The sequence below is a fragment of the Streptomyces solitudinis genome, from assembly GCF_036323765.1.
Lineage (GTDB): Bacteria > Actinomycetota > Actinomycetes > Streptomycetales > Streptomycetaceae > Streptomyces.
Window position 1 is genome coordinate 759,185 of record NZ_JAZDCW010000001.1, and the last position, 21,848, is coordinate 781,032.

Here is a 21,848-nt window from a genome sequence, read left to right on the forward strand (position 1 = left end):
CGCTCGGTCCCACGGACCGCCGGACACTCCGGCACGGCGGTGACGGAGGCCGTCGACTGGAAGCGGATCCAGCCCGTCATCCAGCCGGGCGCGGTGGCCGTGCACCACGTCCTCAAGCCCGGCCCGGACCGGTAGTCACGCGGCTGGATACGCATACGAGTGAGAGGCGGCCCCCTCATACGGGAGACCGCCCCTCACCTGCTGCTGCACCGTCGGGACGACAGGATTTGAACCTGCGACCCCTTGACCCCCAGTCAAGTGCGCTACCAAGCTGCGCCACGTCCCGGTGCCCTCGCGGCCTGGGCTCTGCCGCCCTGGCCGGTTGCGCACAGAAACTGTACCGCACTCCGGTCGGTGGTCGCGCACACCTTTCTGGCTGCAGGTTTGCCGTGGTGGGGAGGGGATACCCGGGGTCGGTGTTGACCTTGGTCCCGAGTGCGGGGAGTGCGGAGTGAAGCGGTCCCGGATCGTCATCGTCGGAGCCGGGTTCGCCGGATACCAGGCGGCCCGGGGGTTGTCGCGGAAGCTGCGTGGCGCGGCGGAAGTGGTGCTGATCAACCCCAACGACTACTTCCTCTATCTGCCCCTGCTGCCCGAGGTGGCGGCCGGGACGCTGGAGCCGAGGCGGGTGACGGTGTCGCTCGCCGGGACGCTGCCGCGGGTGCGCGTGGTGCTGGGCGAGGTGCACGGGGTGGACCTGGAGGGCCGCAACGTCACGTACACCGACCCGGACGGCCGCACCGGCACGCTCGACTACGACCGGCTGGTGCTGACCGTGGGCAGTGTGAACAAGCTGCTGCCGATCCCCGGAGTCGCCGAGCACGCGCACGGGTTCCGGGGCATGCCGGAGGCGCTGTTCCTGCGGGACCACATCAGCCGGCAGATCGCGCTCGCCGCGGAGACGGAGGACCCGCAGGAGCGGGCCGCGCGCTGCACCTTCGTCGTGGTGGGCGCCGGTTACACCGGGACGGAGGTGGCCGCGCAGGGCGTCCGGTACACCGACGCCCTGGCCCGCCAGTACAAGAGGGTGCCCCGGCCGCGCTGGATGCTGCTCGACGTCGCCCCGCGCGTGCTCCCCGGTCTGGACGAGCGGCTGTCGCGGACGGCCGACCGCGTGCTGCGGGAGCGTGGCGTGGACGTGCGGTCCGGGTCGTCCGTCAAGGAGGCGACGGCCGACGGGGTGCTGCTGGACGACGGGTCCTTCGTCGGGACCCGGTCGCTGGTGTGGTGCGTCGGGGTGCGTCCCGACCCGCTGGTGGCGGACCTGGGCCTGCCCACCGACCAGGGGCGGCTGTGCGTGGACGAGTACCTGGCCGTGCCCGGCCACCCGGAGGTGCTCGCCTGCGGCGACGCGGCGGCCGTTCCCGACCTGACCCGGCCGGGGGAGACGACGCCCATGACCGCGCAGCACGCCGTGCGGCAGGGGAAGGTGGCCGCGAACAACGTACTGGCCTCCTACGGACGCGGCGAGCGCAAGGCGTACAAGCACAACGACCTGGGGTTCGCCGTGGACCTCGGCGGGCTGGACGCCGCGGCGAACCCGCTGAAGGTGCCGCTGTCCGGTCCCGCCGCGGGGCTCGTCACCCGTGGTTACCACCTGGCGTCGCTGCCGGGCAACCGGGTGCGGGTGGCGGCCGACTGGGCGCTGAACGCCGTTCTGCCGCGGCAGGCGGTGCAGCTCGGGCTCGTCCGCAAGTGGGCGGTGCCGCTGGACACCTCCTCCCCGGAGACCGTGCAGACGCCCAAGTAGCGCTGACGGGGCGCGCCGGGGACGTCAGCGCCGGGAGACCGGCCGGCGCTGGCGTCCCCGGCAGCGGTGGGGCGCCCTACCGCTCCAGGACCAGGGCCTGGCCCTGGCCGACGCCGATGCACAGGGCCGCCAGTCCCGTGCCGGAGCCCGCGGCGGCGAGCTGGTGGGCGACCGCGCCGGCGATGCGGGCACCGGAGGCGCCCAGCGGGTGGCCGATGGCGATGGCGCCGCCGCGCGGGTTGACCCTGGCCGGGTCCAGCTCGGGCCACTCGGCCAGGCAGCCGAGCGCCTGTGCCGCGAACGCCTCGTTCAGCTCGACGGTGTGCAGTTCGCCGAAGCCGCGTCCGGCGCGGGCGAGCGCGCGGCGCACCGCCTCGACCGGGCCGAGTCCGAACAGGTGCGGTTCGATGCCGGTGACCGCCGACGCCCGCACCCTGGCCAGCGGTTCGCGGCCCAGTGCCCGCAGCCCCGCCTCGTCCGCCAGGAGCAGGGCGGCCGAGCCGTCGTTGAGCGGCGAGGAGTTGCCCGCCGTCACGGTGCCGCCGTCCGGGCGGAACACCGGCTTCAGCTTCGCCAGCGCCTCGACGGACGTGGCGTCGCGGATCGTCTCGTCGCGCAGGAGGCCGCTTCCCTCGTAGGGCACGACCTCCGCGTCGTAGGCGCCGTCCTTCCAGGCCCGGGCGGCCTTCTCGTGGCTGGCCAGGGCGAAGGCGTCCTGCTCCTCGCGGGTGATGCCGTGGCGGTCGGCGACGCGTTCGGCGCCCTCGCCGAGGGAAACCGTCCACTCCTCGGGCATCCGCGGGTTCACCATGCGCCAGCCCAGCGTGGTGGAGTGCATCTCCGGCGCACCGGCGGGGAAGGCGCGCTCCGGCTTGGGCACCACCCACGGCGCCCGGCTCATGGACTCCACGCCGCCCGCGATCACCAGGGACGCGTCACCCGTGGCCACCGCGCGGGCCGCCTGGACGACCGCTTCGAGGCCCGAGCCGCACAGCCGGTTGACGGTCGTGCCCGGCACCGAGACGGGCAGCCCCGCCAGCAGGACGGCCATGCGGGCGACGTCCCGGTTCTCCTCGCCCGCGCCGTTGGCGTTGCCGAACACGACGTCGTCGATCTGCGCCGGGTCGAGGGCGGGGGAGCGGCCGACGAGTTCCCGCACGGCGTGGGCGGCCAGGTCGTCGGGGCGTACGGAGGCCAGGGAGCCGCCGTACTTGCCGACCGGTGTCCGCACGGCATCGGCGATGTACACGTCACGCAGGCGCTCGTTGGTCATGGCACCGATCGTCGCAGCCGCCGGGGCGCGTTGGCCAGTGACGGACGGCACAGCGGGCGCGCTGCTGGGCCGCCGCACAGCCACGGCCGGGCGGCGGCTGTGCGGTGACACTCCGACCGGCACACGCTGAACGTGACCGTGTGCGTACGGACGGTAGCGTGGGTGGATGCGTGTCCTGGTCACCGGAGGAGCGGGCTTCATCGGCTCGCACGTCGTGGCGGCGTTGCGCGCCGCCGGTCACGAGGCCGTCGTCTTCGACACCGCCGCGGGCGCGGGCGGCCGCGACGAGGTGCGCGGCGACGTCCGCGACGCCGCGGCCATCGCGGCGGCGCTCGCCGGAGTGGACGCCGTCAGCCACCAGGCGGCCATGGTCGGCCTGGGCAAGGGCTTCACCGACGCCGCCGGGTACGTGGGCGTCAACGACCTGGGGACGGCCGTGCTGCTGGAGCAGCTCGTCCGGGCCGGGGTGCGGCGCCTGGTGCTGGCCGGGTCGATGGTGGTGTACGGGGAGGGCCGCTATGTCTGCCCGGCGCACGGTGTGGTGCGCCCGGCGCCGCGCGCCGCGCCGGCGCTGGCCGCCGGGCGCTTCGAGCCGCCCTGCCCGCGCTGCGGCGCAGACCTGCGGCCCGGGCTGGTGGCGGAGGACGCCCCGGCCGATCCGCGCAACGTCTACGCCGTGACCAAGCTCGCCCAGGAGCACCTGGCCGCCTGCTGGGCGCGCGCGGCGTGCGGACGGGCCGTCAGCCTGCGCTACCACAACGTGTACGGACCGGGCATGCCCCGCGACACGCCGTATGCGGGGGTGGCCTCCTTCTTCCGTTCCGCCCTGGAGCGGGGGCAGGCGCCGCGCGTCTTCGAGGACGGCGGTCAGCGCCGGGACTTCGTGCACGTCGAGGACGTCGCGGCGGCGAACGTGGCGGCGCTGGAGGCCCTTGAGTGGCACCCGGAGGGCGAGCTGCGCGCCTACAACACCGGCAGCGGGGAGGCGCACACGGTGGGGGAGATGGCGAGGGCGCTCGCGGATGCCTACGGCGGGCCCGCGCCGCAGGTCACCGGCGAGTACCGGCTCGGCGACGTGCGGCACGTTACCGCCTGTTCGCGGCGGCTGCGCGAGGAGCTGGGCTGGCGTCCGCGGGTGGGCTTCGCCGAGGGCATGGCCCGCTTCGCCCGTGCGCCGCTCGCGGTGCGGTGAGTCCGCGCCGCCGGTCCGGCGGTCTCCCCGGCGCCGGGCGGGGTGTGCCCCTCGGCGGCGCCCCGCGCGGTGCCGGGGCGGACAATCGCCCGCGTTTCGCGGCGCACTATGACTGTTTCAGGGCATATGTCCTTCTAGGGTGAGAGGGATGAACGACACCCCAACGCAGCGCGGAAACCTGGTGCTGCCCTGCCTGGACGAGGCGGCCGCACTGCCGTGGGTCCTGAGCCGGGTGCCGCAGGGCTGGACGGCCATCGTCGTGGACAACGGCTCCACCGACGGCTCGGCCGCAGTCGCCCGCGAACTGGGCGCCCGGGTGGTCCACGAGCCACGGCGGGGCTTCGGTGCCGCCTGCCACGCCGGGCTGCGCGCCGCCGAATGCGACATCGTGGCGTTCTGCGACTGCGACGGCTCCCTCGACCCGGCCGCCGTGGAGGCCGTCGCGGGCCCGGTGCGCGCGGACGAGGCCGACCTCGTCCTGGCCCGCCGCATGCCCACCGCGAGCGGCGCGTGGCCGGTGCACGCCAGAGCGGGCAACCTCGCGCTGGCACGGATGGTCCGGCGCCGCACCGGTGTGCCCCTGCACGACCTCGGGCCGCTGCGCGCCGGACGCCGCCGGCGGCTGCTGGACCTGACGCTGACCGACCGGCGCAGCGGCTACCCGCTGGAGATGGTGGTGCGGGCCGCCGACGCGGGCTGGCGCATCCAGGAGACCACCGTGCCCTACCAGCCCCGTACCGGACGGTCCAAGGTGACCGGCACCTGGCGCGGCACCTACCACGCGGTGCGGGACATGCGGGCGGTGCTCCGATGACGGCGCGGACGGCACGGACGGCGCTGGCGCCGCTGACGGCGCTCGTGATCGCCAAGGAGCCGGTCCCGGGACGGGTCAAGACGCGGCTGACTCCGCCGTTCACGCCCGCCGAGGCCGCGGCCCTCGCCGAGGCGGCCCTGGCCGACACCCTGCGGGCGGTCGCCGCGCTGCCGGTCACGCGGCGCGTCCTGGTGCTCGCCGGGCGCCCCGGCCCGTGGCTGCCCGCCGGGTTCGACGTGCTGCCGCAGGCCGACGGCGGACTCGACGAGCGGATCGCGGCGGCGTTCGCCGCGTGCCGTGGACCCGCGCTGCTGGTCGGCATGGACACCCCGCAGCTCACGCCCGCCCTGCTCGCGCCCGTCCTCGCGCCGGACGCCTGGTCGGCGTGCGACGCCTGGCTCGGCCCGGCCGCCGACGGCGGTTTCTGGGCGCTGGCGCTGGCCGAACCGGACCCGGAGCTGGTGCGCGGCGTGCCGATGTCCACCCCGCACACCGGTGCCGCCCAGCGGACGCGCATCAAGGCCGCAGGACGGACCGTGCGGGAGCTGGTGACACTGCGGGACGTGGACACCGCGGCGGACGCGGCCGAGGTCGCAGCCGGCGCCGGACCGCGGTTCGCCGCCGCCCACGCCGCGCTGCTGCGGGCCCCGGGCTCCGCCGCCCCCCGGGCGGAGGTCCGGTGACCACCACCTGCCCCCTGCCCGACGGACAACGGCTGCCGTGGCACGCGGACCCCTACGCCCGCGCGCTGGAGACTGGACGCGGGCCGCTGTTCCTGCGCCGCTCCGACGGCTGGCTGCTGCCGCTGGACGTGGAACGCTGGTGCTCCCGCGCGGACGAGGCCGACATGTCCGTGCTGCACCGCTCCACCGGCAGCGTCATCGACATCGGCTGCGGCCCCGGGCGGCTCGTCGCCGCCCTGGCCCGCCTGGGGCGCCCCGCTCTCGGCGTCGACTCGGCCCCTGCCGCCGTCCGGCAGGCCCGGCAGTGCGGGGGCACCGCGGTGTGCCGCTCGGTCTTCGACCCGCTGCCCGAGGAGGGCCGCTGGAACAGCGCCCTGCTGCTGGACGGCAACATCGGCATCGGCGGCGACGTCGAGGCGCTGCTCGCCCGGGTGCGGGGCCTGCTCGCTCCGGGCGGGCTGCTGCTGGCCGAGGCGGCACCGGCCGACGTCGAGGAACGGGTGGAGGTGCGGCTGGAGGACGGCCGGGGCCGCCGCAGCGCGGCCTTCCCCTGGGCGCGGATCGGGACGGTCGCGCTGCGGGTGCGCGCCCAGGCGGCCGGCTGGCAGGTCGTCGAGGAATGGGCCTCCGGGGAGCGGCGCTTCCTCAGCCTGCGTCCCGGCGCGGGGTGGTAGGCCGCCCCGCGCCGGGGCACCCGCGGCGTCGTGGAAGGAGCCCCGGGCGGGACGCGGGCGGGCGTGAGCGGCGCGGCCCTGGGTACACGAGCCGCCGGAACAGCGCACAGCGGGCCGCACGGCCCTGAACGACCGGGAGGCCGGCATGGCCAAGGACGTCATCGAACTCATCACCGCCGACCACCGCACCGTGGAGCACCTGTTCGACCGGCTGAAGTCGGGTCAGGGCGACCGCGCGGCCCTCGCGCACGAGGTGGCGGTGCTTCTCGTCGCCCACTCCCGCTCGGAGGAGGAGCGCGTCTACCCGGCCGTCACCAAGGCCGCGCCCGGTGAGAAGGACGAGGTCGACCACGCGGAGGACGAGCACGCGGAAGCCGAGCGGCTCGCCTGGCGGCTGGCGCGCACGGACCCGGCTGCGAAGAAGTTCGACGAGCTGCTGGACGAGCTGGTCGAGGCGGTCGGCCACCACGTCGAGAACGAGGAGTCCGAGGTGCTGCCCGCCCTGCGCGAGGCGGTGGACGCCGCCCGGCTGGAGCGGCTCGGCGAGGCGTTCAGCGCCCGCCGGGGCGAGGAGCTGCGGAAGGCCGGTGACGCGGGCGCGCCGTCGGACGGCGCCACCCGGGACGAGCTGTACCGCGAGGCGCGTCAGGCCGAGGTCCCCGGCCGGTCGCAGATGAACAAGGCGGAACTGGCCGACGCCGTCGGCAGGGGCCGCGCGGCGGACTGAGGCGCAGGACCGCCGGGGCGCCCGGGCGCCCCGGCAGGCCGTCACCAGCCGGTGAGCAGCAGGTGGTTGACGGCGAGGGCCACCGCCGCCTGCGCGCCCAGCCACCAGCGGTGTCCGCGCGCCGGCAGCAGCGCGGCGGCCGGGAGCAGCCACAGTGCGAACGGCAGCCAGATCCGCTCCGTCTCCGCCTTGCTCATGCCGGACAGGTCCGCGACGAGCATGGCCAGCGCCGCCCCGGCGAGCAGCAGGACGAGCGGCGAGGGCCGCCGCAGCCCGGCGGCGGCGCGGCGCAGCCCGGCGACGGCCGCCAGCCCCACCGAGACGACCTGCGCGGCGAGGTTGCCCCAGACGTAGTAGGCGTACGGCCGTACCCCGGCCGCCCCCTGGTAGTAGCGCTCGGTCAGCGTCACGTACCCCTCCCACCACCAGAACCCGGCCAGGGTGAAGGCCAGCACCGGCGGCACCGCCCCGAGGAGCACCCAGGGCAGCGGCGAAGCGGTACGGGCGGCCACCAGGACGGCGACGCCGACGACCGCCATCAGGGTCAGCCCGTAGGAGAGGTACACCGTCCAGCCGAACAGCAGCCCCGAGCCCAGCGCGGCCAGCCAGGGCCTGCGGACGCCGCGGGTCGCGGCGAGTGCCAGCAGGGCGACGGCCCAGGCACCCACCCCGGTGAAGTACCCGTCGGCCGAGGTGCCCATCCACACCGCCGCCGGGGCGAGCACGAGGAACGGCGCCGCCCGGCGCGCGGTGTCCAGACCCGCGAGGGCGCGCACCGTGACGACGGCCGCCGCCGCGGCGGACGCGGCCGTAACGAGGCACAGGACGCCCGCCCAGCCGCCCCCGGAGAGCCCGGCGCGGTCCAGCCAGACGAAGGTCAGCAGCGCGCCGGGCGGGTGGCCCGCGACGTGGGCGGGCCAGTTGTCGGGCGCGTCCATGAGGATGCGCCCGGTGAACTCGGCCAGGGTGTGCCCGATGTCGTCGACCTCGCCGACCGAGCGCAGGTACTCGTACTTGGTGGTCAGCCGCCGTGCCACGCCCCGCTGCCAGCCGTCGACGAGGGCGAGCGAGGTGATCCAGGCCAGCGAACCGCCGAAGGAGCACCACGCCAGCGCCCGCGGCCCCAGCCGCCGGGCCAGGGCCGGGCCGTACAGGGCGACGAGGACGGCGAGGAGCAGCGCGGGCACCGTGCCGGGTCCGGCGTGCGGTTCCCACCGGGCGTACAGCGGCGGCCACGGCAGCCGCAGGGTGCCGTCCCGCTCCTGCACCCGGTGTCCGACGGCGACAGCGACGGCGAACAGGACGGCGGCGGCCCCGGCGGCATACATATCCTTGCGGCGTGAGGGGCAGGGTTCCACGAGATCACCGTAGGGCGGTGGTGCCCGCCGGCGCCGTCGGCGCGCCACCGGCCGCCGGGCCCGCCGTCCGGCGCATCCCGTCCGGGGGAGGAGAACCGATGCCGCTGACCGACATGCCGCTCGACGCCCTGCGCGCGTACCGGCCCGAGCTGCCCGAGCCCGCCGACTTCGACGGGTTCTGGGCGAAGACCCTCCAGGCGGCCAGGTCCGCTTCGGCCGGGCCCGCCCGCTGCCGTCCGGTGGAGACGCCGCTGCGCACCGTGGAGGTCTTCGACGTCCGGTTCTCCGGCTGGGACGGCCAGCCGGTCGCGGCCTGGCTCCTGCTGCCGCGCGGCGCCCGGCAGCCGCTTCCGGCGGTGGTGAGCTACCTCGGCTACAGCGGCGGCCGCGGTCTGCACACCGAGCACCTGCTGTGGAGCGCCGCCGGGTACGCGCACCTGGTGGTCGACTCCCGGGGCCAGGGCCACGACACGCCCGACCCCGACCCGATGCCGGCGCCGCAGCACGCCGAGGGCTTCATGACGCGCGGCATCACCGGCCCGGAGCACTACTACTACCGGCGGCTGATGACGGACTGCGTCCTGGCCGTGGACGCCGCGCGCGACCACCCGGCCATCGACGCCGACCGGGTCGTCGTCGCCGGTGCGAGCCAGGGGGGCGGACTGGCGCTGGCGGTGGCCGGCCTGGCCCCGGAGTCGGTGGCCGCGGCCCTGGTGGACGTCCCGTTCCTGTGCCACTTCCGGCGCGGCGCCCAGACGGCGGCGATGGGCCCCTACCCGGAACTGGTCACCTACCTGGGCACGCACCGCCGTACCGACCCCGAGGAGGTGTTCGGCGTGCTGGACTACTTCGACGGGGTCCACCACGCCGCGCGGGCGGCCGCACCGGCGCTGTTCAGCGTCGGCCTGATGGACCCGGTGTGCCCGCCCTCGACGGTCTTCGCCGCCTACCACCGCTACGGCGGCGCCGACAAGGACATCACCGTGTGGCACTTCGGCGACCACGCCGGGGGGCGCTCGTCCCAGGGCGAGGAACAGCTGCGCTGGCTGGCGGCCCGCGGCCTGACGCCCTGACGGCGCGCGGGCCGCACTCTCAGGGCGTGCCGCTCAGCAGCGCGGTGACGGCGTCGGACGCCTCCTTGGCGGCCCGTGCGGCGTCCTGCCCGGTGAGGACGGCCGTCTGGTACTCCTTGATCGGGTTGTCCGCCTCCAGGGCCGCCCACGACGGGGAGTTGGGCGTGGCCCGCCCGGCCTCGGCGCCCTTCGCCATCGCCTCCGCGCCCGGGTCGCCCTCCAGTGCGTCGGCCAGCGTGGTCTTGTTGGGGACGTAGCTCATGGTGCGGGCGATCTCGCGCTGCCAGGTGTCGCCGGTGATGAGCTGGACGAACGAGTAGCCGCCCTCGAAGTCGCGGGCGTTCTCCGGGATGATGAGCACGGAGCCGCCGGTGAAGACGGCGCCGGGCGTGTCGGCCTGCTTGCCCGGCACGGGGAAGAAGCCGAGCTTGCCCTGGAGTTCCGGGTTCAGCTCGGTGATCAGCTTCGCGTGCCCGGGGGGTGCGATGAGCTGGGCGATCTCCTCCTGGGCGAACACCTCGCTCTGGGTGGCCTCGTCGGCGTCCGCCGGGCCGCCGCCGAGCCGGTGCAGCCGCTCGTAGAACTCCATGCCGCGCAGGGCCTCCGGGGTGTCCAGCGCGCCCTCCCAGCGGCCGCTCAGCTCCACGGCGAGGTCCCCGCCCTCGTCCCACACGAACCCGGCGAGCACGTACCAGTTCTGGCCCGGGAGGTAGATGCCCTGCTGGCCGGCCTCGGGCTGGTCGAGCTGCTCGGTGGCCTCGATCCACTCCTCCCGGGTGGCGGGCGGTTCGGTGATGCCCGCGGCCGCGAAGAGGTCCTTGCGGTAGATGACGACGCGGTTGGCGGCGTAGTAGGGGATGCCGTACTGGTAGCCGTCGATCTTGCCGGGCTCCTCCAGGCCGCTGACCCAGTCGTCCCCGCCGAGTTCGGGCACCTTGAGGGTGAGGTTGGCGACGCCGCCGGCGTCCACGTACTGGGCGACCTGTGTGTTGCCGACCTCGATGACGTCCGGCGCCTCCTGCGCGGCCAGCGCGTCGGTGACCTTCTCGCCGATGCCCGTCCACTCCTGCACGGTCACCTCGACCCTCCGGCCGGGGTGGCGGTCCTCGAAGTCCCGCACGATCTGCTCGGTCAGGTCCTCGTTGAGACTGTTCTGCATCAGCCACACGCGCAGCGGCTCCGCCTCGTCGCCGGTGTCCGGGCCCGCGCCGCAGGCGCTCAGTGCGAGCGCGGCCGCGGCGGCCGTCGCGGTGGCGATGAGTCTTCTCAGCCGGTTGGGCACGATGGGCACACCTCTCCCCTTGGGTCCCGGAGGACAGCGTGTGAACGCGGGATGTCTGCGTGGGGGGAGGCAGACGGACAGAATTGGCATAGACCAAGCAGCCGGTCAAGTGGTTACCGGCCGGGAACCGGTCCCGGCCGCGGAACGGCCCCCTCTGGACGCGGCGCGGGTGCCCTGCGGTTTAATTGCGAGCTGTTCGCAATAACCAGCGGGATTCAGCAAAGGTGTGGCACATGACCGTCGGACGGATACGGACAGCGACCGCCGCGGCGCTCGCGGCGGCGGTGCTGGCCGCGGCAGCCGGGTGCTCCACGCCCACCGACACCGCGGACGGCGCGCAGGGCGACGACTCGTTCGTCATCGGCATCGGCAACGAGCCCGACACGCTGAGCCCGCTGCTGGGGTACGGCAGGAACGGCAACTCCAAGATCTTCGACGGCCTGCTCGCGCGCGACGCCGACCTGGAGCTGCGGCCCGCGCTGGCCACCGGCCTGCCCGAGGTCAGCGACGACGGCCTCACCTACACCTACACGCTGCGCGAAGGCGTCACCTTCAGTGACGGCAAGCCCTTCACGGCAGCCGACGTCGTCTTCACCTACGAGACGATCCTCGACGAGAAGACGAACAACCCGAACCGCGGTGAACTGGACGCGCTGCGCGCCGTCACCGCCGAGGGCGACCACACCGTCGTCTTCACCCTGAAGTACCCCTACGCCCCCTTCGCCGAGCGGACCGTCCTGCCCATCGCCTCCCGGGCGGTCGCGGGCACGCAGGACGTCAACACCGGCGCGTACAACACCGAACCGGTCGGCACCGGCCCCTACACGCTCACCGGCTGGAGCCGCGGCGAGAAGCTGTCCTTCCGCGCCAACCCCGACTACTGGGGCGGCGCGCCCGAGGTCGCGGAACTCACCATGGCCGTCATCGCCGACGACGACATCCGCGCCACCCGGCTGCGCTCCGGCGACCTCGACGCGGCCGTGCTGCCGCCCAACCTCGCCGAGACGTTCAGCGAGGACGAGGACAAGGTGACGGTCTCCGCCACCTCCGCGGACTTCCGCGGCGTCACCCTCCCCACCGGCAACGAGGTCACCGGCGACCGCGCCATCCGCCGCGCCCTGGACATCGCCGTGGACCGCGACGCCATGGTGGACGGCATCCTGAACGGCGCGGGCGAGCCCGCCCACGGCCCGGTCCCCACCGGCAGCCCGTGGTTCGCCGAGGGCACCGAGCGCAAGCACGACCTGGCCGCCGCCAAGGAGCTGCTCGACGACGCCGGCTGGAAGCCGGGCCCCGGCGGCGTCCGCGCCAGGGACGGCCTCAAGGCGGCCTTCACGCTGTGGTACCCGGCCGGTGACAAGCTGCGCCAGGAGCACGCGCTCGCGTTCGCCTCCGACGCGAAGAAGGCGGGCATCGACGTCACCGTCGAGTCCGGCACCTGGGAGGTCATCGAGCCCGCCATGGAGCGGGACGCCGTCCTGGCCGGCGGCGGCAACCCCGCCGACCCCGACTTCGACCTCTACACCCTCCTGCACTCCGAACTGGCCGGCGACGGCTTCCACAACATGGCCCACTACGCCAACGAGGCCGTGGACCGCGAGCTGGAGAAGGGCCGCCGCAGCGCCGACCCCGACGCCCGCGCGGCCGCCTACGACACCGTGCAGCGGGAGCTGCGGAAGAACCCCGGGTACGTCTTCCTCACCCACATCGACCACGTCTACGTCATGGCCGACGACTGGACGAACGTGAGCACGCAGGTCGAGCCGCACGAGCACGGCTTCGGCAGCGGACCGTGGTGGAACATCGAGGACTGGCAGCGCAAGCAGTGACGGCCACCCCCGCGCCTCCGCCCGCCGTCCCCGCCGCCACGGAAGGGGAGGGCGCCCGTGCCCCGCTGCCCTGGCGGGGCATGGCACGCCTGGTCGCCCGGCGGCTGCTGGCCGCCGTCCCCGTCCTGCTCGCCGTGACGTTCGGCATGTTCGCCATCGCCGCCGCCTCGCCCTTCGACCCGGTCAAGCAGTACGCCGGCGAGGCGGCGCTGCGCGCCTCCGCCGAGACGCTGGACCGGCTGCGGGAGAACCTGGGCGTCGGCGGCTCGTTCGCCGAGCAGTGGTGGCGCTGGCTCACCTCGGTGGCCGGCGGGGACCTCGGCGTCTCCACGACGCTGCGGCAGCCGGTCGCGCAGGTCGTCACCGAACGCATCGGCTGGTCGGTGCTGCTGTGCGCGGTGGCCTTCGTGGCGGCGGTGACCGGCGGCACCCTGCTCGGCGTCGCCGCCGCCCGCCGCCAGGGCGGCCTGCTGGACCGCTGCGTCACCTCCGCCGCCTACACGCTCCAGGCGGCCCCGCCGTTCTGGCTCGGCCTGCTGGCGGTCTGGCTGTTCGCCCTGCACCTGGGCGTGCTCCCGGCCGGCGGCCTCACCGACGCCGGCAGCGACACCGTCACGGCCGGTTCGCTGTTCCGGCACCTGACCCTGCCCGCCGCCGTGCTGGCCGTCTCGCAGATGCCCTGGTTCGTGCTGTACGTGCGCCAGGGCGTCGCGGACGCGCTGCGCGAGGACGCCGTGCGCGGCGCCAGGGCGAGGGGGCTGAGCGAGCGCACCGTGCTGTTCGGTCACGCCCTGCGCTCGGGACTGCTGCCCGTGCTCACCCTCGTCGGCACCCGGGTGCCCGAACTGATCACCGGCGCCCTGCTGGTCGAGACGGTCTTCTCCTGGCCCGGCATCGCCTCGGCGACGGTGCGGGCCGCCACCGCCGCGGACTTCCCGCTGCTGGCCGCCCTCACCGTCCTGGCCACCCTCGCCGTCCTGCTCGGCAACCTCCTCGCCGACCTGCTCTACGGACTGGCCGACCCCCGCGTCGCGCTGGAGGAGATGTGATGGCCACCACCACCGGCACCACCGGCACCGCCGACGGCTCCGAAGAGGCCCGCGGCGCCCCCGGCGCCCCCGACGGCGGGGGCCCCGGCGGCGGCTGGACCGTACGCGGACCCGGCGCCGGGCGGCGCTCCTACCGCACCCTGCGGGTGCGCACCGCCGCCGTCCTCACCGGCGCGGTCGCGCTGGCCGTCGTACTGGTACCGCTGCTCTTCCCCCTGGACCAGCAGGCGGTCGACCTGACCGCCAAGCTCCTGCCGCCCTCCCCCGACCACCCCTTCGGCACCGACGACGTCGGCCGCGACGTACTGCTGCGGTGCGTGTACGGGCTGCGGGTGTCGCTGCTGGTCGGACTGGTCGCCGCCCTGGTCGCCTCCGTGATCGGCGTGGCGGTCGGCGCGCTCGCCGCCGCGTTCGGCGGGCCCGTCGACCGGCTCGTCATGCGGCTCGTCGACGTCTTCTCCGCGGTGCCGCACCTGCTCCTCGGCATCTTCATCGTGGCGATGTTCCGGCCCGGGGTGTGGCCCGTGGTGCTCTCCGTCGGCCTCACGCACTGGGTGTCCACCGCCCGCATCGTCCGCGCCGAGATCCACTCCCTGCGGGCCCGCCCCTACGTCGACGCGGCGATCTCGGGCGGCGCCTCGCGGTGGCGCGTCGCCGCCCGCCACCTGATCCCCGGGGTGTGGCCGCAGGCGGCGCTCGCCGCGGTGCTGATGGTGCCGCACGCGATCTGGCACGAGTCCGCGCTGTCCTTCCTGGGCCTGGGCATCCCCCCGCACCAGGCGAGCCTGGGCACGATGACACAGGCGGCACGCGGCTCGCTGCTCGCCGGCGACTGGTGGCCGACCCTCTTCCCCGGCCTGTTCATCATCGTCCCGACCCTCGCCATCGCCGGACTCGCCGGTGCCTGGCGGGAGCGGATCAACCCGCGCCGCCGATCGGAGCTGATGCTGTGAGCGCCCCCCTGCTGTCGGTCACGGACCTGTCCGTGCGCTTCCGCATGCGCGGCGGACGCCTCGTCGCCGCCGTCTCCGACGTCTCCTTCGACCTGGCGCCCGGACAGTGCCTGGCGCTCGTGGGCGAGAGCGGCTGCGGCAAGTCCGTGCTGGCCTCCGCGCTGCTCGGCCTGCTCCCCGGGAACGCCGAGGTGCGCGGTGAGGTCCGCCACGAGGGCCGCGAACTGCTCACCGCGGACGAGGCCACCCTCGCCCGCACCGTCCGGGGCCGCCGCATCGGCCTCGTCCCGCAGAGCCCCGCGGCGCACCTCACCCCCGTGCGCACCGTGCGCTCCCAGCTGCGTGAGACGGTCCGGGAGCTGACCGGCACGCGCCGGGCCCAGCTGGACGACGCCGTCGCCGGGGCCGCCGAACGCGCCGCGTTCCCCGCCGACCACCTCGACCGCTACCCGCACGAACTCTCCGGCGGGCTCGCCCAGCGGGCCGCCACCGCCCTCGCGCTCGTGGGCGACGCGCCGCTCCTCATCGCGGACGAACCCACCACCGGCCTCGACCGCGACCTGGTGGACCGCACCGTCGGCGAGCTGCGCCGCCACGCCGACGACGGGCGCGGCCTGCTCGTCATCACCCACGATCTCGCCGCCGCCGAACGCATCGCCGACCGGGTGGCCGTCATGTACGCCGGGCGGATCGTCGAACTCACCAGCGCGAGCGCGTTCTTCGGCAAGCCCGGACCCCGGCACCCGTACGCCGCCGGACTGCTGGCCGCCCTGCCCGAACGGGACTTCACGCCCATCCCCGGCATGCCGCCCGAGCTGGACGCGCTCCCCGGGGGCTGCGCCTTCGCCCCCCGCTGCGACCGGGCCACCGACGCCTGCCGGGTGCGCCCCGCCCTCACCGGCACCACCGCCTGCCACCACGCCCTGGAGGGCGTCCATGCTTGAGCTGCGCGACATCACCGCCGGGTACGACCGGCGCGCCCCCGTCGTGCGCGGGGTGTCCCTGACCGTGGGCGACGGGGAGGCCGTCGGCCTGCTCGGCCCGAGCGGCTGCGGCAAGTCCACCCTCGCCCGGGTCGCCGCCCTGCTGCACCGCCCCGACGCCGGCGAGGTCCGCCTCGCGGGAGCGCCGGTCACCCGGTTCCGGCACCGCGCGGCGCGCGCGGACCGCACGGCCGTCGGCGTCGTCTTCCAGCAGCCCCGGCTGGCCGCCGACCCGCGGCTGACCCTCGCCGACCTGATCGCCGAACCCCTGCGCGCCACCGGCCGTTCCGCCCAGGTGCCCGGGCGGACCGCCGAGCTGGCGCGGACCGTCGGACTCGGCGGTGACCTGCTGGCCCGCCGCCCGCACGAGGTCAGCGACGGACAGCTCCAGCGCGCCTGCCTGGCACGCGCCCTGGTCCTGCGTCCGCGGCTGCTGGTATGCGACGAGATGACGGCGATGCTGGACGCCTCCACCACCGCCGCGCTGGTGGGCGTCGTCGAGGACTACCGCGCGGACCGCGGGGCCGCGCTGCTGGCGATCGGCCACGACCGCGTCCTGCTGGAACGCTGGTGCGACCGGGTCGAGGAGTACCCGCTGCCCGGTCCGCCCCGAGGCCGGGCGCCGGCCGGGGCGCCCGCACCCGCCCCGGCGGCCGCGCGCTGACGGGAATCCCAGCGCCCCCGCGGTGTTGTCGTAGAGGTGACTGACACGGACGAGACGGCCGGCGGCGACCTGGAGCTGCTGCGGGCCACCCGCTTCTCCCTGCTCGACCGCTCCCTGGTGCGCGAGGGACGGCCGCCCGAGGAGTCCCTGCGCGAGACGGTGCGCTTCGCGCAGGCCGCCGAACGGCTCGGGTTCCACCGCTTCTGGGTCGCCGAGCACCACGGCGTCCCCGGCGTCGCGGGCTCGGCGCCGACCGTGCTCGCCTCCGCCGTCGCCGCCGCCACCTCCCGCATCCGCGTCGGCACCGGTGGCGTGATGCTGCCCAACCACCGGCCGCTGGTCGTCGCCGAGCAGTTCGGTGTGCTGGAGGCCCTCTACCCGGGCCGCGTCGACCTCGGCCTCGGCCGGTCCCTCGGCTTCACCGGCGCCGTCCGCCGCGCGCTGGGCACGGGCAAGGAGGCCGCCGAGGGCTTCGCGGAACGGCTGGGCGAACTGCTGGACTACCTCGACGGCGCGGGCCCCGTGCCCGCCCTGCCCGCGGTCGCCCGCCGGATCCCCGCCTTCGTGCTGGCCGGGGACGCCGGAGCGGACGTGGCCGCCGCGCACGGCCTGCCGCTCGTCGTCGCCGCCGGACGGGACGGGCAGCGCCTCGCGGCGACCGTGCGGCGCTACCGCGACGGCTTCCGGCCCTCCGCGCGCGCCACCACGCCCTACGTCGTCCTCGCCCTGGGCGTCGCCGTCGCCGCCACCGCGCGGGAGGCGGCGCGGCGGCAGCTCCCGGAGGCGTGGTCGGTCGCCAGGTCCCGCGTCACGGGCGTGTTCGCGCCGCTCGTCCCCGCCGGGCGGATACCGGCGGAACCGGACGCCCGCGAACGGCGCTACCTGGCGGAGGCCCGCGCCGGGCAGGTGCACGGCACCACCGCGGAGGTGGCCGCCACACTCGCCGCCCTGATCCGGCGCACCGGCGCGGACGAGGTCCTCTCCACCCTCAGCACCTACGACCCGGCCGAGCGGCTCGACTCCGCCGGACGGCTTGCGGAACTCACGATGCCCTCGGCGGCGCCCAGCGCCACCACGTCCTGAGGGCGGATACGGAGCTGGTCCGCCGTCGCCCGGACGTCCTGCGGGCCGCGCTTGAGTATCGCCGCCGCCAGCTCGGGCGCGATGACCGAGAAGTAGCTGTCCGGCGTCATCCACGTCCGCCCCGGGGACGCCAGCGCCAGCGCGCCGCCGGAGCCGCCCTCGCCGACCACCAGCGTCGTCACCGGCACCGGGGACTCGGCCACCGCGGCGAAGCACTCCGCGATCGCCGCCCCGGCGCCCGCCCGTTCGGCGGCGGCGTCGTTCGCCGCGCCCGGGGTGTCGACCAGGGTGAGGACGGGCAGGCCCAGGCGCCCGGCCAGCCGGATCAGCCGCGCGGCGGTACGGAACCCGGCCGGACGCGTCGCCGTGCCCAGCTGCGCGGCGTAGGCCACCGTGCGGCCCGCGTACCGTCCGAAGCCGCAGCGCACACCGGTGTCCACGCCGCCGCAGCGGTCCCCGCTCAGCTCCGCCCGCGCGGTGAAGTGGGCCGTGAGGTAGGCGTCCGCCCGCGGCCGTCCCGCCGCGCGGGCCTGGCGCACCGCCGCCCACCCGCTGGCCGGCAGGGCGTCCGTGCCCAGCGCCGCCGGCGGATCAGCCGGCGGCACCGCACGGCCGTCCCGGGCCGGACGGGTGCCCAGCAGCTCCAGCCAGCGCCCGAGCGTGCCGCGCAGCTCGCCCTCGGGCACGACCGCGTCGACGTGGCCGGTGGCGAGCTGCTCCTCGGCCGTGTAGGCGCGCGGGTCGGCGTCCGCCGGGCGCACCCGGGACCCCGCGAAGCCGATCTGCGCCCCGGGCAGCGCCAGCGTCACGTCCGCCCCGGCTCCCAGCGTCGCCCAGCCGCCGCCGGTCGCCGGATCACGCAGCACGGCGATCTGCGGCAGCCCCGCCCCCCGGGTCAGCGCCGCCTGCCGGGCCACCCGCTGCAACTGCGTCAGCGCGCGCATGCCCTCCTGCATCCGGCTGCCGCCGGTGGCGATGAGCGAGACCACCGGCAGGGACAGCTCGCGCGCCCGCGCGTGCGCCGCCTCCAGACGGTCCCCGGTGCGGGAACCGAGCGAGCCGCCGAGGAAGCCGAACTCGAAGGCGACCAGGAGCGCCCTGGTGCCGCCCAGCGTCGCCACCCCGCACACCACCGACTCGCTCTCGCCGGTGCGCTCGGCCGCGCGCTCGCGTCCCGCGTCGTAGCCGGACCAGCCCAGCGGGCCGTCGGCGGGCTGGGCGGCCTCCGCGCCGGGCAGCTCCGTGAAGCCGTCCGCGACCGCCGCGATCGCCGCACGGGCCGAGGGGGGCCCGCCGCGCGGCGTCACCCCAGCTCCCGTTTCATGACCTTGCCCATGTCGTTGCGCGGCAGCGCGGTGGTGAACCGCACCTCGCGGGGCCGCTTGTGCGGGGCGAGCCGCCCGGCGACGTGCTCAGCGAGCGCGGCGGCGTCCGGACGGTCCGCGTCGTCGGCGGGCACGATCCACGCCACGATCCGCTCACCGAGGTCCGGGTCGCTCACCCCGGTCACCGCCGCCTCCCGCACCCCGGGGTACTCCAGGAGGCAGTTCTCGATCTCCCCGGCCCCGATCTTGTAACCGCCGCTCTTGATCAGGTCCGTCGAACGGCGGCCGACGATGCGGTAGCAGCCCTCCGCGTCGCGGGTGGCCATGTCGCCGGTGCGGAACCAGCCGCCGGCGAACGCGTCGGCCGTCGCGCCGGGCCGGTTCAGGTACTCGGTGAACAGGTTGGGGCCGCGCACCTGGATCTCGCCCACCGTCTCGCCGTCGCTCGCCTCGACGCGGCTGCCGTCGTCGTCCACCAGCCGCACGTCGACCCCGCGCAGCGGCACGCCGACGGTGCCGGGACGGTGCGGACCGTCCACGCGGACACTGGTGTTCATCAGCGTCTCGGTCATGCCGTACCGCTCGATCACCCGGGCCCCGGTGGCCGAGGTGATCCGTTCGTGGTCGCGCAGCGGCAGGGCCGCCGAACCGGAGACCAGCAGCCGCGCACCGCCCAGCGCCTGCGCGAGCGCCGGGTCCGTCCCGGCCGCCTCGGCCAGCCGGTGGTACATGGTCGGCACCCCGAAGAGCATCGTGCCGCCCTGTTCGCCCAGCGCCCGGGTGACGTCCTCGACGGTGAACCGGCCCAGGTGGCGCACGGTGCCGCCCCGGCGGAGCGGACCGAGGACGCCGAGGACCAGCCCGTGCACGTGGAACAGGGGCAGCGCGTGCACCAGGACGTCGTCGGCCGACCACTGCCAGGCGTCCGCCACGTCGTCCAGACTGGCCGCGAGGGCGCGCCGGGAGAGCACCACCCCCTTGGGCGGCCCCGTGGTGCCCGAGGTGTAGACGATGAGCGCGGGCACCGAGTCCTGCCCGGGCTCCATGTGCTCCGGCACGGCCGCGTCGGCGGGTTCCTCGGTGCCGACGGTGATCCGGGGCAGCCCGGCCGCCGTCTCGGGCAGTTCGTCGTCCGGACCGGTGAGGAGGGCCGAAGGGGCGCTGTCCGCCAGGATGTGGGCAAGCTCACGGTCGCCGCTGCGCGGGTTCAGCGGCACGACGGGGACCCCGGCGAGGAGGGCGCCCACCACGCCCACGGCCGTCTCGGCGGTGGGCGTCGCCCACACCGCGACCCGGCCGTGCCCGGCGAGCCGTCCGGCCAGCGCCCGTGCGGACGCGGCCAGCCGCGGGTAGCCGAGCGCCGTGTCGCCGAAGCACAGCGCGGGCTTGGCCGGTTGCTTGTCCAGGGCGGGAATGAGTGCTGACACCCGGGCTCCTTCGCTGGTGGATCTGTCGATCACGATCACATCAGCGACCCGGTGCGCGGGGCAAGGCGGCCCGGGGTCCCGCCGTCCGGTGCGGGCCGTGCGCGCTCAGCCGGGGGCGGCCTGCGGGAAGAGGGCGAGGAAGGGTTCGGTGGACTCCGACAGGCCCCGGGCGTAGGGAGCGTCGAACGCCCAGATGAGGAAGAGGAGGAAGGCGATCAGCGCGGTGAACAGGCCCGCCAGCAGCAGCTCCCGCCCGTTGCGGCGGATCTGCAGGGCGAAGATCATGCCGACGACCACCACGGCGCCGCTGAGCAGCCCGAACCACACCAGGCCGGGCATCGTGGTGCCGGCGCTCTGACTGCGTGCCGTGCGGGCCTCGTGGGCGGCGGCCACCTGGTCCACCAGGCCCTGGTAGGCGTGCGACTCCAGCGTGCCCGCCGGTTCGAACCCGGCGACCTGCTCCCGGACGCGGTCCAGCAGGGCGTCCCCGCGCGGGGAGAGCTCCCCGTGCTCGGTCATGCGGGGCCACTCGGTGCCGACGGTGTGGGCGACGTAGGCGTCCACGTCGCCGCGGACCTGCTCGCGCACCTCCTCGGGGTAGGCCGCCACCCGTTCGTGCACCTCGTGCAGCGCCTGGGCCTCCAGCCGCACCCATTCGGCGGCGGAGTTGCGCTCCTCCCACACGCCCGCGATGGCCAGTCCGAGCACGATGGCGTAGACCACTCCGATCATCATGATCATGTACTCGACGACGTCCGGGGTCTCCGACGTGTCCTCCTCGTCCGTCTCCGACTCGCCGCGGCGGCGTCGGCGCAGCGACGCGAGGGTGATGACGGTGCCGCAGGAGACGGTCATGGCCAGGGCGAGGACGAGCCAGATGGGCAAGGGGACCTCCGGTCACGGGGCGGGCGGGGCAGGGCGCGGGAACGGACGGCCGGGGGCGGGGACGGCGGGGCGCGGGGTCACCGCGGGCGTGCGGACGGTGAGCCGCCCCTGCGCGGGCGCAGAGCTGCGGCGGCCAGCACGGCGGGGGCGACGACCAGCAGCATCCGGCTCGTGGTGGACATCCCGCCGGCCGTCACCGTGCCACCGGCGGACAGGTGCGGGGGCGCGGTCCGGGAGGACAGCGTGGGGCCGGGCGCCGGGGGAGCGGGCTGCCCGGGGGCCGGCGGCGGCACGGCCGCGCGGCTCGACGACGGCCGCGGCGAGGGCGTCGGCGTCTCGGGCGGCGCTCCCGGCTCCGGTGCGGGTGGCTCCGGTACGGGCGGGCGCGGCGGCGCGGGCGGCTCCGGTACGGGCGGGCGCGGCGGCGCGGGCGCGGGCGGGTCCGGCGGTTCCGGTGCGGGCGGCGGAGCCGGTGGTTCCGGGGCCGGTGGCGGTGGGGCCGGCGGCGGGGCCGGTGGCTCCGGGGGGCGGCACAGGTCGTCCACCGGTTCGCCCGCGTGGGCCCGGTCCCACAGTTCCGCCAGCGGCGGCAGGTCACCCCCGGCGACGGCGCAGGCGTCGCGGGGCACGCCCAGTGCCGGAGCGGCCCCGGCGGCCATGAGCAGGCCCGCGGTGACGGCGAGCGCACCCGTCCGGCTGTGACGTGTCCTCATGGCGGCGATCGTCCGGCATTCCCGGCCGGGCCGGTGGGCTGAACGGAGTAATTCGCCGGATCTGATGAATATCAGGGTGGGTGGGGTTGACCGTTCGGCGGTGGTGCCTGC

20 protein-coding genes and 1 tRNA gene are annotated in these 21,848 nt (G+C 75.8%); 13 read left to right on the plus strand and 8 right to left on the minus strand.

Going from position 1 to position 21,848, the window contains the following annotated elements; all coding sequences use genetic code 11:
• Nucleotides 1–212: 212 nt before the first annotated feature.
• Nucleotides 213–286: transfer RNA gene (locus V1J52_RS03170), tRNA-Pro, on the minus strand.
• 165 nt (nucleotides 287–451) lie between these two features.
• Here V1J52_RS03170 and V1J52_RS03175 point away from each other — a divergent pair.
• Nucleotides 452–1,750, plus strand: coding sequence for an NAD(P)/FAD-dependent oxidoreductase (locus V1J52_RS03175; RefSeq protein ID WP_330137968.1), 1,299 nt, complete (start codon nucleotides 452–454; stop codon nucleotides 1,748–1,750).
• A gap of 76 nt (nucleotides 1,751–1,826) precedes the next feature.
• Here the strand turns inward: V1J52_RS03175 and V1J52_RS03180 are convergent, their stop codons facing one another.
• A complete protein-coding gene (locus V1J52_RS03180) occupies nucleotides 1,827–3,023 on the minus strand; it encodes a thiolase family protein (RefSeq protein ID WP_330137969.1) in 1,197 nt (398 codons plus the stop codon).
• A 166-nt stretch (nucleotides 3,024–3,189) separates the two neighbouring features.
• Between V1J52_RS03180 and V1J52_RS03185 the strand changes: the two genes are divergently transcribed.
• From V1J52_RS03185 to V1J52_RS03205, 5 genes are all read left to right on the plus strand, one after another.
• Nucleotides 3,190–4,215, plus strand: coding sequence for an NAD-dependent epimerase/dehydratase family protein (locus V1J52_RS03185; protein ID WP_330137970.1), 1,026 nt, complete (start codon nucleotides 3,190–3,192; stop codon nucleotides 4,213–4,215).
• 148 nt (nucleotides 4,216–4,363) lie between these two features.
• On the plus strand, nucleotides 4,364–5,029 hold the full coding sequence (locus V1J52_RS03190; protein WP_330137971.1) for a glycosyltransferase family 2 protein: 666 nt from the start codon (nucleotides 4,364–4,366) through the stop codon (nucleotides 5,027–5,029).
• Nucleotides 5,026–5,712, plus strand: coding sequence for a TIGR04282 family arsenosugar biosynthesis glycosyltransferase (locus V1J52_RS03195; protein ID WP_330137972.1), 687 nt, complete (start codon nucleotides 5,026–5,028; stop codon nucleotides 5,710–5,712). Before V1J52_RS03190 ends, V1J52_RS03195 begins: the two co-directional genes overlap by 4 nt.
• A complete protein-coding gene (locus V1J52_RS03200; RefSeq protein ID WP_330137973.1) occupies nucleotides 5,709–6,386 on the plus strand; it encodes a methyltransferase domain-containing protein in 678 nt (225 codons plus the stop codon). The genes V1J52_RS03195 and V1J52_RS03200 overlap by 4 nt, the downstream gene beginning before the upstream one ends.
• A gap of 145 nt (nucleotides 6,387–6,531) precedes the next feature.
• Nucleotides 6,532–7,113 (plus strand): hemerythrin domain-containing protein, encoded by a 582-nt coding sequence (locus V1J52_RS03205; protein WP_330137974.1) that lies wholly within the window; start codon nucleotides 6,532–6,534, stop codon nucleotides 7,111–7,113.
• Between the two features lie 41 nt (nucleotides 7,114–7,154).
• Here the strand turns inward: V1J52_RS03205 and V1J52_RS03210 are convergent, their stop codons facing one another.
• Nucleotides 7,155–8,471 (minus strand): hypothetical protein, encoded by a 1,317-nt coding sequence (locus V1J52_RS03210; protein ID WP_330137975.1) that lies wholly within the window; start codon nucleotides 8,469–8,471, stop codon nucleotides 7,155–7,157.
• 98 nt (nucleotides 8,472–8,569) lie between these two features.
• Between V1J52_RS03210 and V1J52_RS03215 the strand changes: the two genes are divergently transcribed.
• Entirely contained in the window at nucleotides 8,570–9,544 is a 975-nt protein-coding gene (locus V1J52_RS03215; RefSeq protein ID WP_330137976.1) for an acetylxylan esterase, read from the plus strand.
• 19 nt (nucleotides 9,545–9,563) lie between these two features.
• Here the strand turns inward: V1J52_RS03215 and V1J52_RS03220 are convergent, their stop codons facing one another.
• Nucleotides 9,564–10,835, minus strand: coding sequence for an extracellular solute-binding protein (locus V1J52_RS03220; protein ID WP_443075698.1), 1,272 nt, complete (start codon nucleotides 10,833–10,835; stop codon nucleotides 9,564–9,566).
• Between the two features lie 224 nt (nucleotides 10,836–11,059).
• Between V1J52_RS03220 and V1J52_RS03225 the strand changes: the two genes are divergently transcribed.
• The 6 genes from V1J52_RS03225 (at nucleotide 11,060) to V1J52_RS03250 (ending at nucleotide 17,387) form a co-directional block, all read left to right on the plus strand.
• Nucleotides 11,060–12,655: an ABC transporter substrate-binding protein gene (locus tag V1J52_RS03225; RefSeq protein WP_330137977.1), complete on the plus strand. Its 1,596-nt coding sequence runs from the start codon at nucleotides 11,060–11,062 to the stop codon at nucleotides 12,653–12,655.
• 80 nt (nucleotides 12,656–12,735) lie between these two features.
• The gene (locus V1J52_RS03230) at nucleotides 12,736–13,704 is read left to right on the plus strand and encodes an ABC transporter permease (protein ID WP_330137978.1); all 969 of its coding nucleotides are present in this window, start codon (nucleotides 12,736–12,738) and stop codon (nucleotides 13,702–13,704) included.
• Nucleotides 13,704–14,657 (plus strand): ABC transporter permease, encoded by a 954-nt coding sequence (locus V1J52_RS03235; protein WP_330137979.1) that lies wholly within the window; start codon nucleotides 13,704–13,706, stop codon nucleotides 14,655–14,657. The genes V1J52_RS03230 and V1J52_RS03235 overlap by 1 nt, the downstream gene beginning before the upstream one ends.
• Before the next feature lie 44 nt (nucleotides 14,658–14,701).
• Nucleotides 14,702–15,601 (plus strand): ABC transporter ATP-binding protein, encoded by a 900-nt coding sequence (locus tag V1J52_RS03240; RefSeq protein WP_443075710.1) that lies wholly within the window; start codon nucleotides 14,702–14,704, stop codon nucleotides 15,599–15,601.
• Entirely contained in the window at nucleotides 15,594–16,304 is a 711-nt protein-coding gene (locus tag V1J52_RS03245; protein ID WP_330137981.1) for an ABC transporter ATP-binding protein, read from the plus strand. The genes V1J52_RS03240 and V1J52_RS03245 overlap by 8 nt, the downstream gene beginning before the upstream one ends.
• Nucleotides 16,305–16,340: 36 nt before the next feature.
• Nucleotides 16,341–17,387 (plus strand): MsnO8 family LLM class oxidoreductase, encoded by a 1,047-nt coding sequence (locus V1J52_RS03250; protein ID WP_330137982.1) that lies wholly within the window; start codon nucleotides 16,341–16,343, stop codon nucleotides 17,385–17,387.
• On the opposite strand, the gene V1J52_RS03255 is transcribed toward V1J52_RS03250, so the two are convergent.
• From V1J52_RS03255 to V1J52_RS03270, 4 genes are all read right to left on the minus strand, one after another.
• On the minus strand, nucleotides 17,300–18,694 hold the full coding sequence (locus tag V1J52_RS03255) for a carboxyl transferase domain-containing protein (RefSeq protein ID WP_330137983.1): 1,395 nt from the start codon (nucleotides 18,692–18,694) through the stop codon (nucleotides 17,300–17,302). The genes V1J52_RS03250 and V1J52_RS03255 overlap by 88 nt on opposite strands.
• Nucleotides 18,691–20,139, minus strand: coding sequence for an acyl-CoA synthetase (locus tag V1J52_RS03260; RefSeq protein WP_330137984.1), 1,449 nt, complete (start codon nucleotides 20,137–20,139; stop codon nucleotides 18,691–18,693). Before V1J52_RS03260 ends, V1J52_RS03255 begins: the two co-directional genes overlap by 4 nt.
• Before the next feature lie 105 nt (nucleotides 20,140–20,244).
• On the minus strand, nucleotides 20,245–21,024 hold the full coding sequence (locus tag V1J52_RS03265) for a bestrophin-like domain (protein WP_330137985.1): 780 nt from the start codon (nucleotides 21,022–21,024) through the stop codon (nucleotides 20,245–20,247).
• 77 nt (nucleotides 21,025–21,101) lie between these two features.
• Nucleotides 21,102–21,737 (minus strand): hypothetical protein, encoded by a 636-nt coding sequence (locus V1J52_RS03270; RefSeq protein WP_330137986.1) that lies wholly within the window; start codon nucleotides 21,735–21,737, stop codon nucleotides 21,102–21,104.
• Between the last annotated feature and the right edge of the window lie 111 nt (nucleotides 21,738–21,848).

Bases quoted from the DNA above. Each gene is read 5' to 3' on its own strand.
- V1J52_RS03180 (WP_330137969.1), bottom strand. From the start codon at position 3,023: ATGACCAACGAGCGCCTGCGTGACGTGTACATCGCCGATGCCGTGCGG.
- V1J52_RS03185 (WP_330137970.1), top strand. From the start codon at position 3,190: ATGCGTGTCCTGGTCACCGGAGGAGCGGGCTTCATCGGCTCGCACGTC.
- V1J52_RS03190 (WP_330137971.1), top strand. From the start codon at position 4,364: ATGAACGACACCCCAACGCAGCGCGGAAACCTGGTGCTGCCCTGCCTG.
- V1J52_RS03195 (WP_330137972.1), top strand. From the start codon at position 5,026: ATGACGGCGCGGACGGCACGGACGGCGCTGGCGCCGCTGACGGCGCTC.
- V1J52_RS03205 (WP_330137974.1), top strand. From the start codon at position 6,532: ATGGCCAAGGACGTCATCGAACTCATCACCGCCGACCACCGCACCGTG.
- V1J52_RS03215 (WP_330137976.1), top strand. From the start codon at position 8,570: ATGCCGCTGACCGACATGCCGCTCGACGCCCTGCGCGCGTACCGGCCC.
- V1J52_RS03225 (WP_330137977.1), top strand. From the start codon at position 11,060: ATGACCGTCGGACGGATACGGACAGCGACCGCCGCGGCGCTCGCGGCG.
- V1J52_RS03230 (WP_330137978.1), top strand. From the start codon at position 12,736: ATGGCACGCCTGGTCGCCCGGCGGCTGCTGGCCGCCGTCCCCGTCCTG.
- V1J52_RS03235 (WP_330137979.1), top strand. From the start codon at position 13,704: ATGGCCACCACCACCGGCACCACCGGCACCGCCGACGGCTCCGAAGAG.
- V1J52_RS03240 (WP_443075710.1), top strand. From the start codon at position 14,702: ATGCGCGGCGGACGCCTCGTCGCCGCCGTCTCCGACGTCTCCTTCGAC.
- V1J52_RS03245 (WP_330137981.1), top strand. From the start codon at position 15,594: ATGCTTGAGCTGCGCGACATCACCGCCGGGTACGACCGGCGCGCCCCC.
- V1J52_RS03270 (WP_330137986.1), bottom strand. From the start codon at position 21,737: ATGAGGACACGTCACAGCCGGACGGGTGCGCTCGCCGTCACCGCGGGC.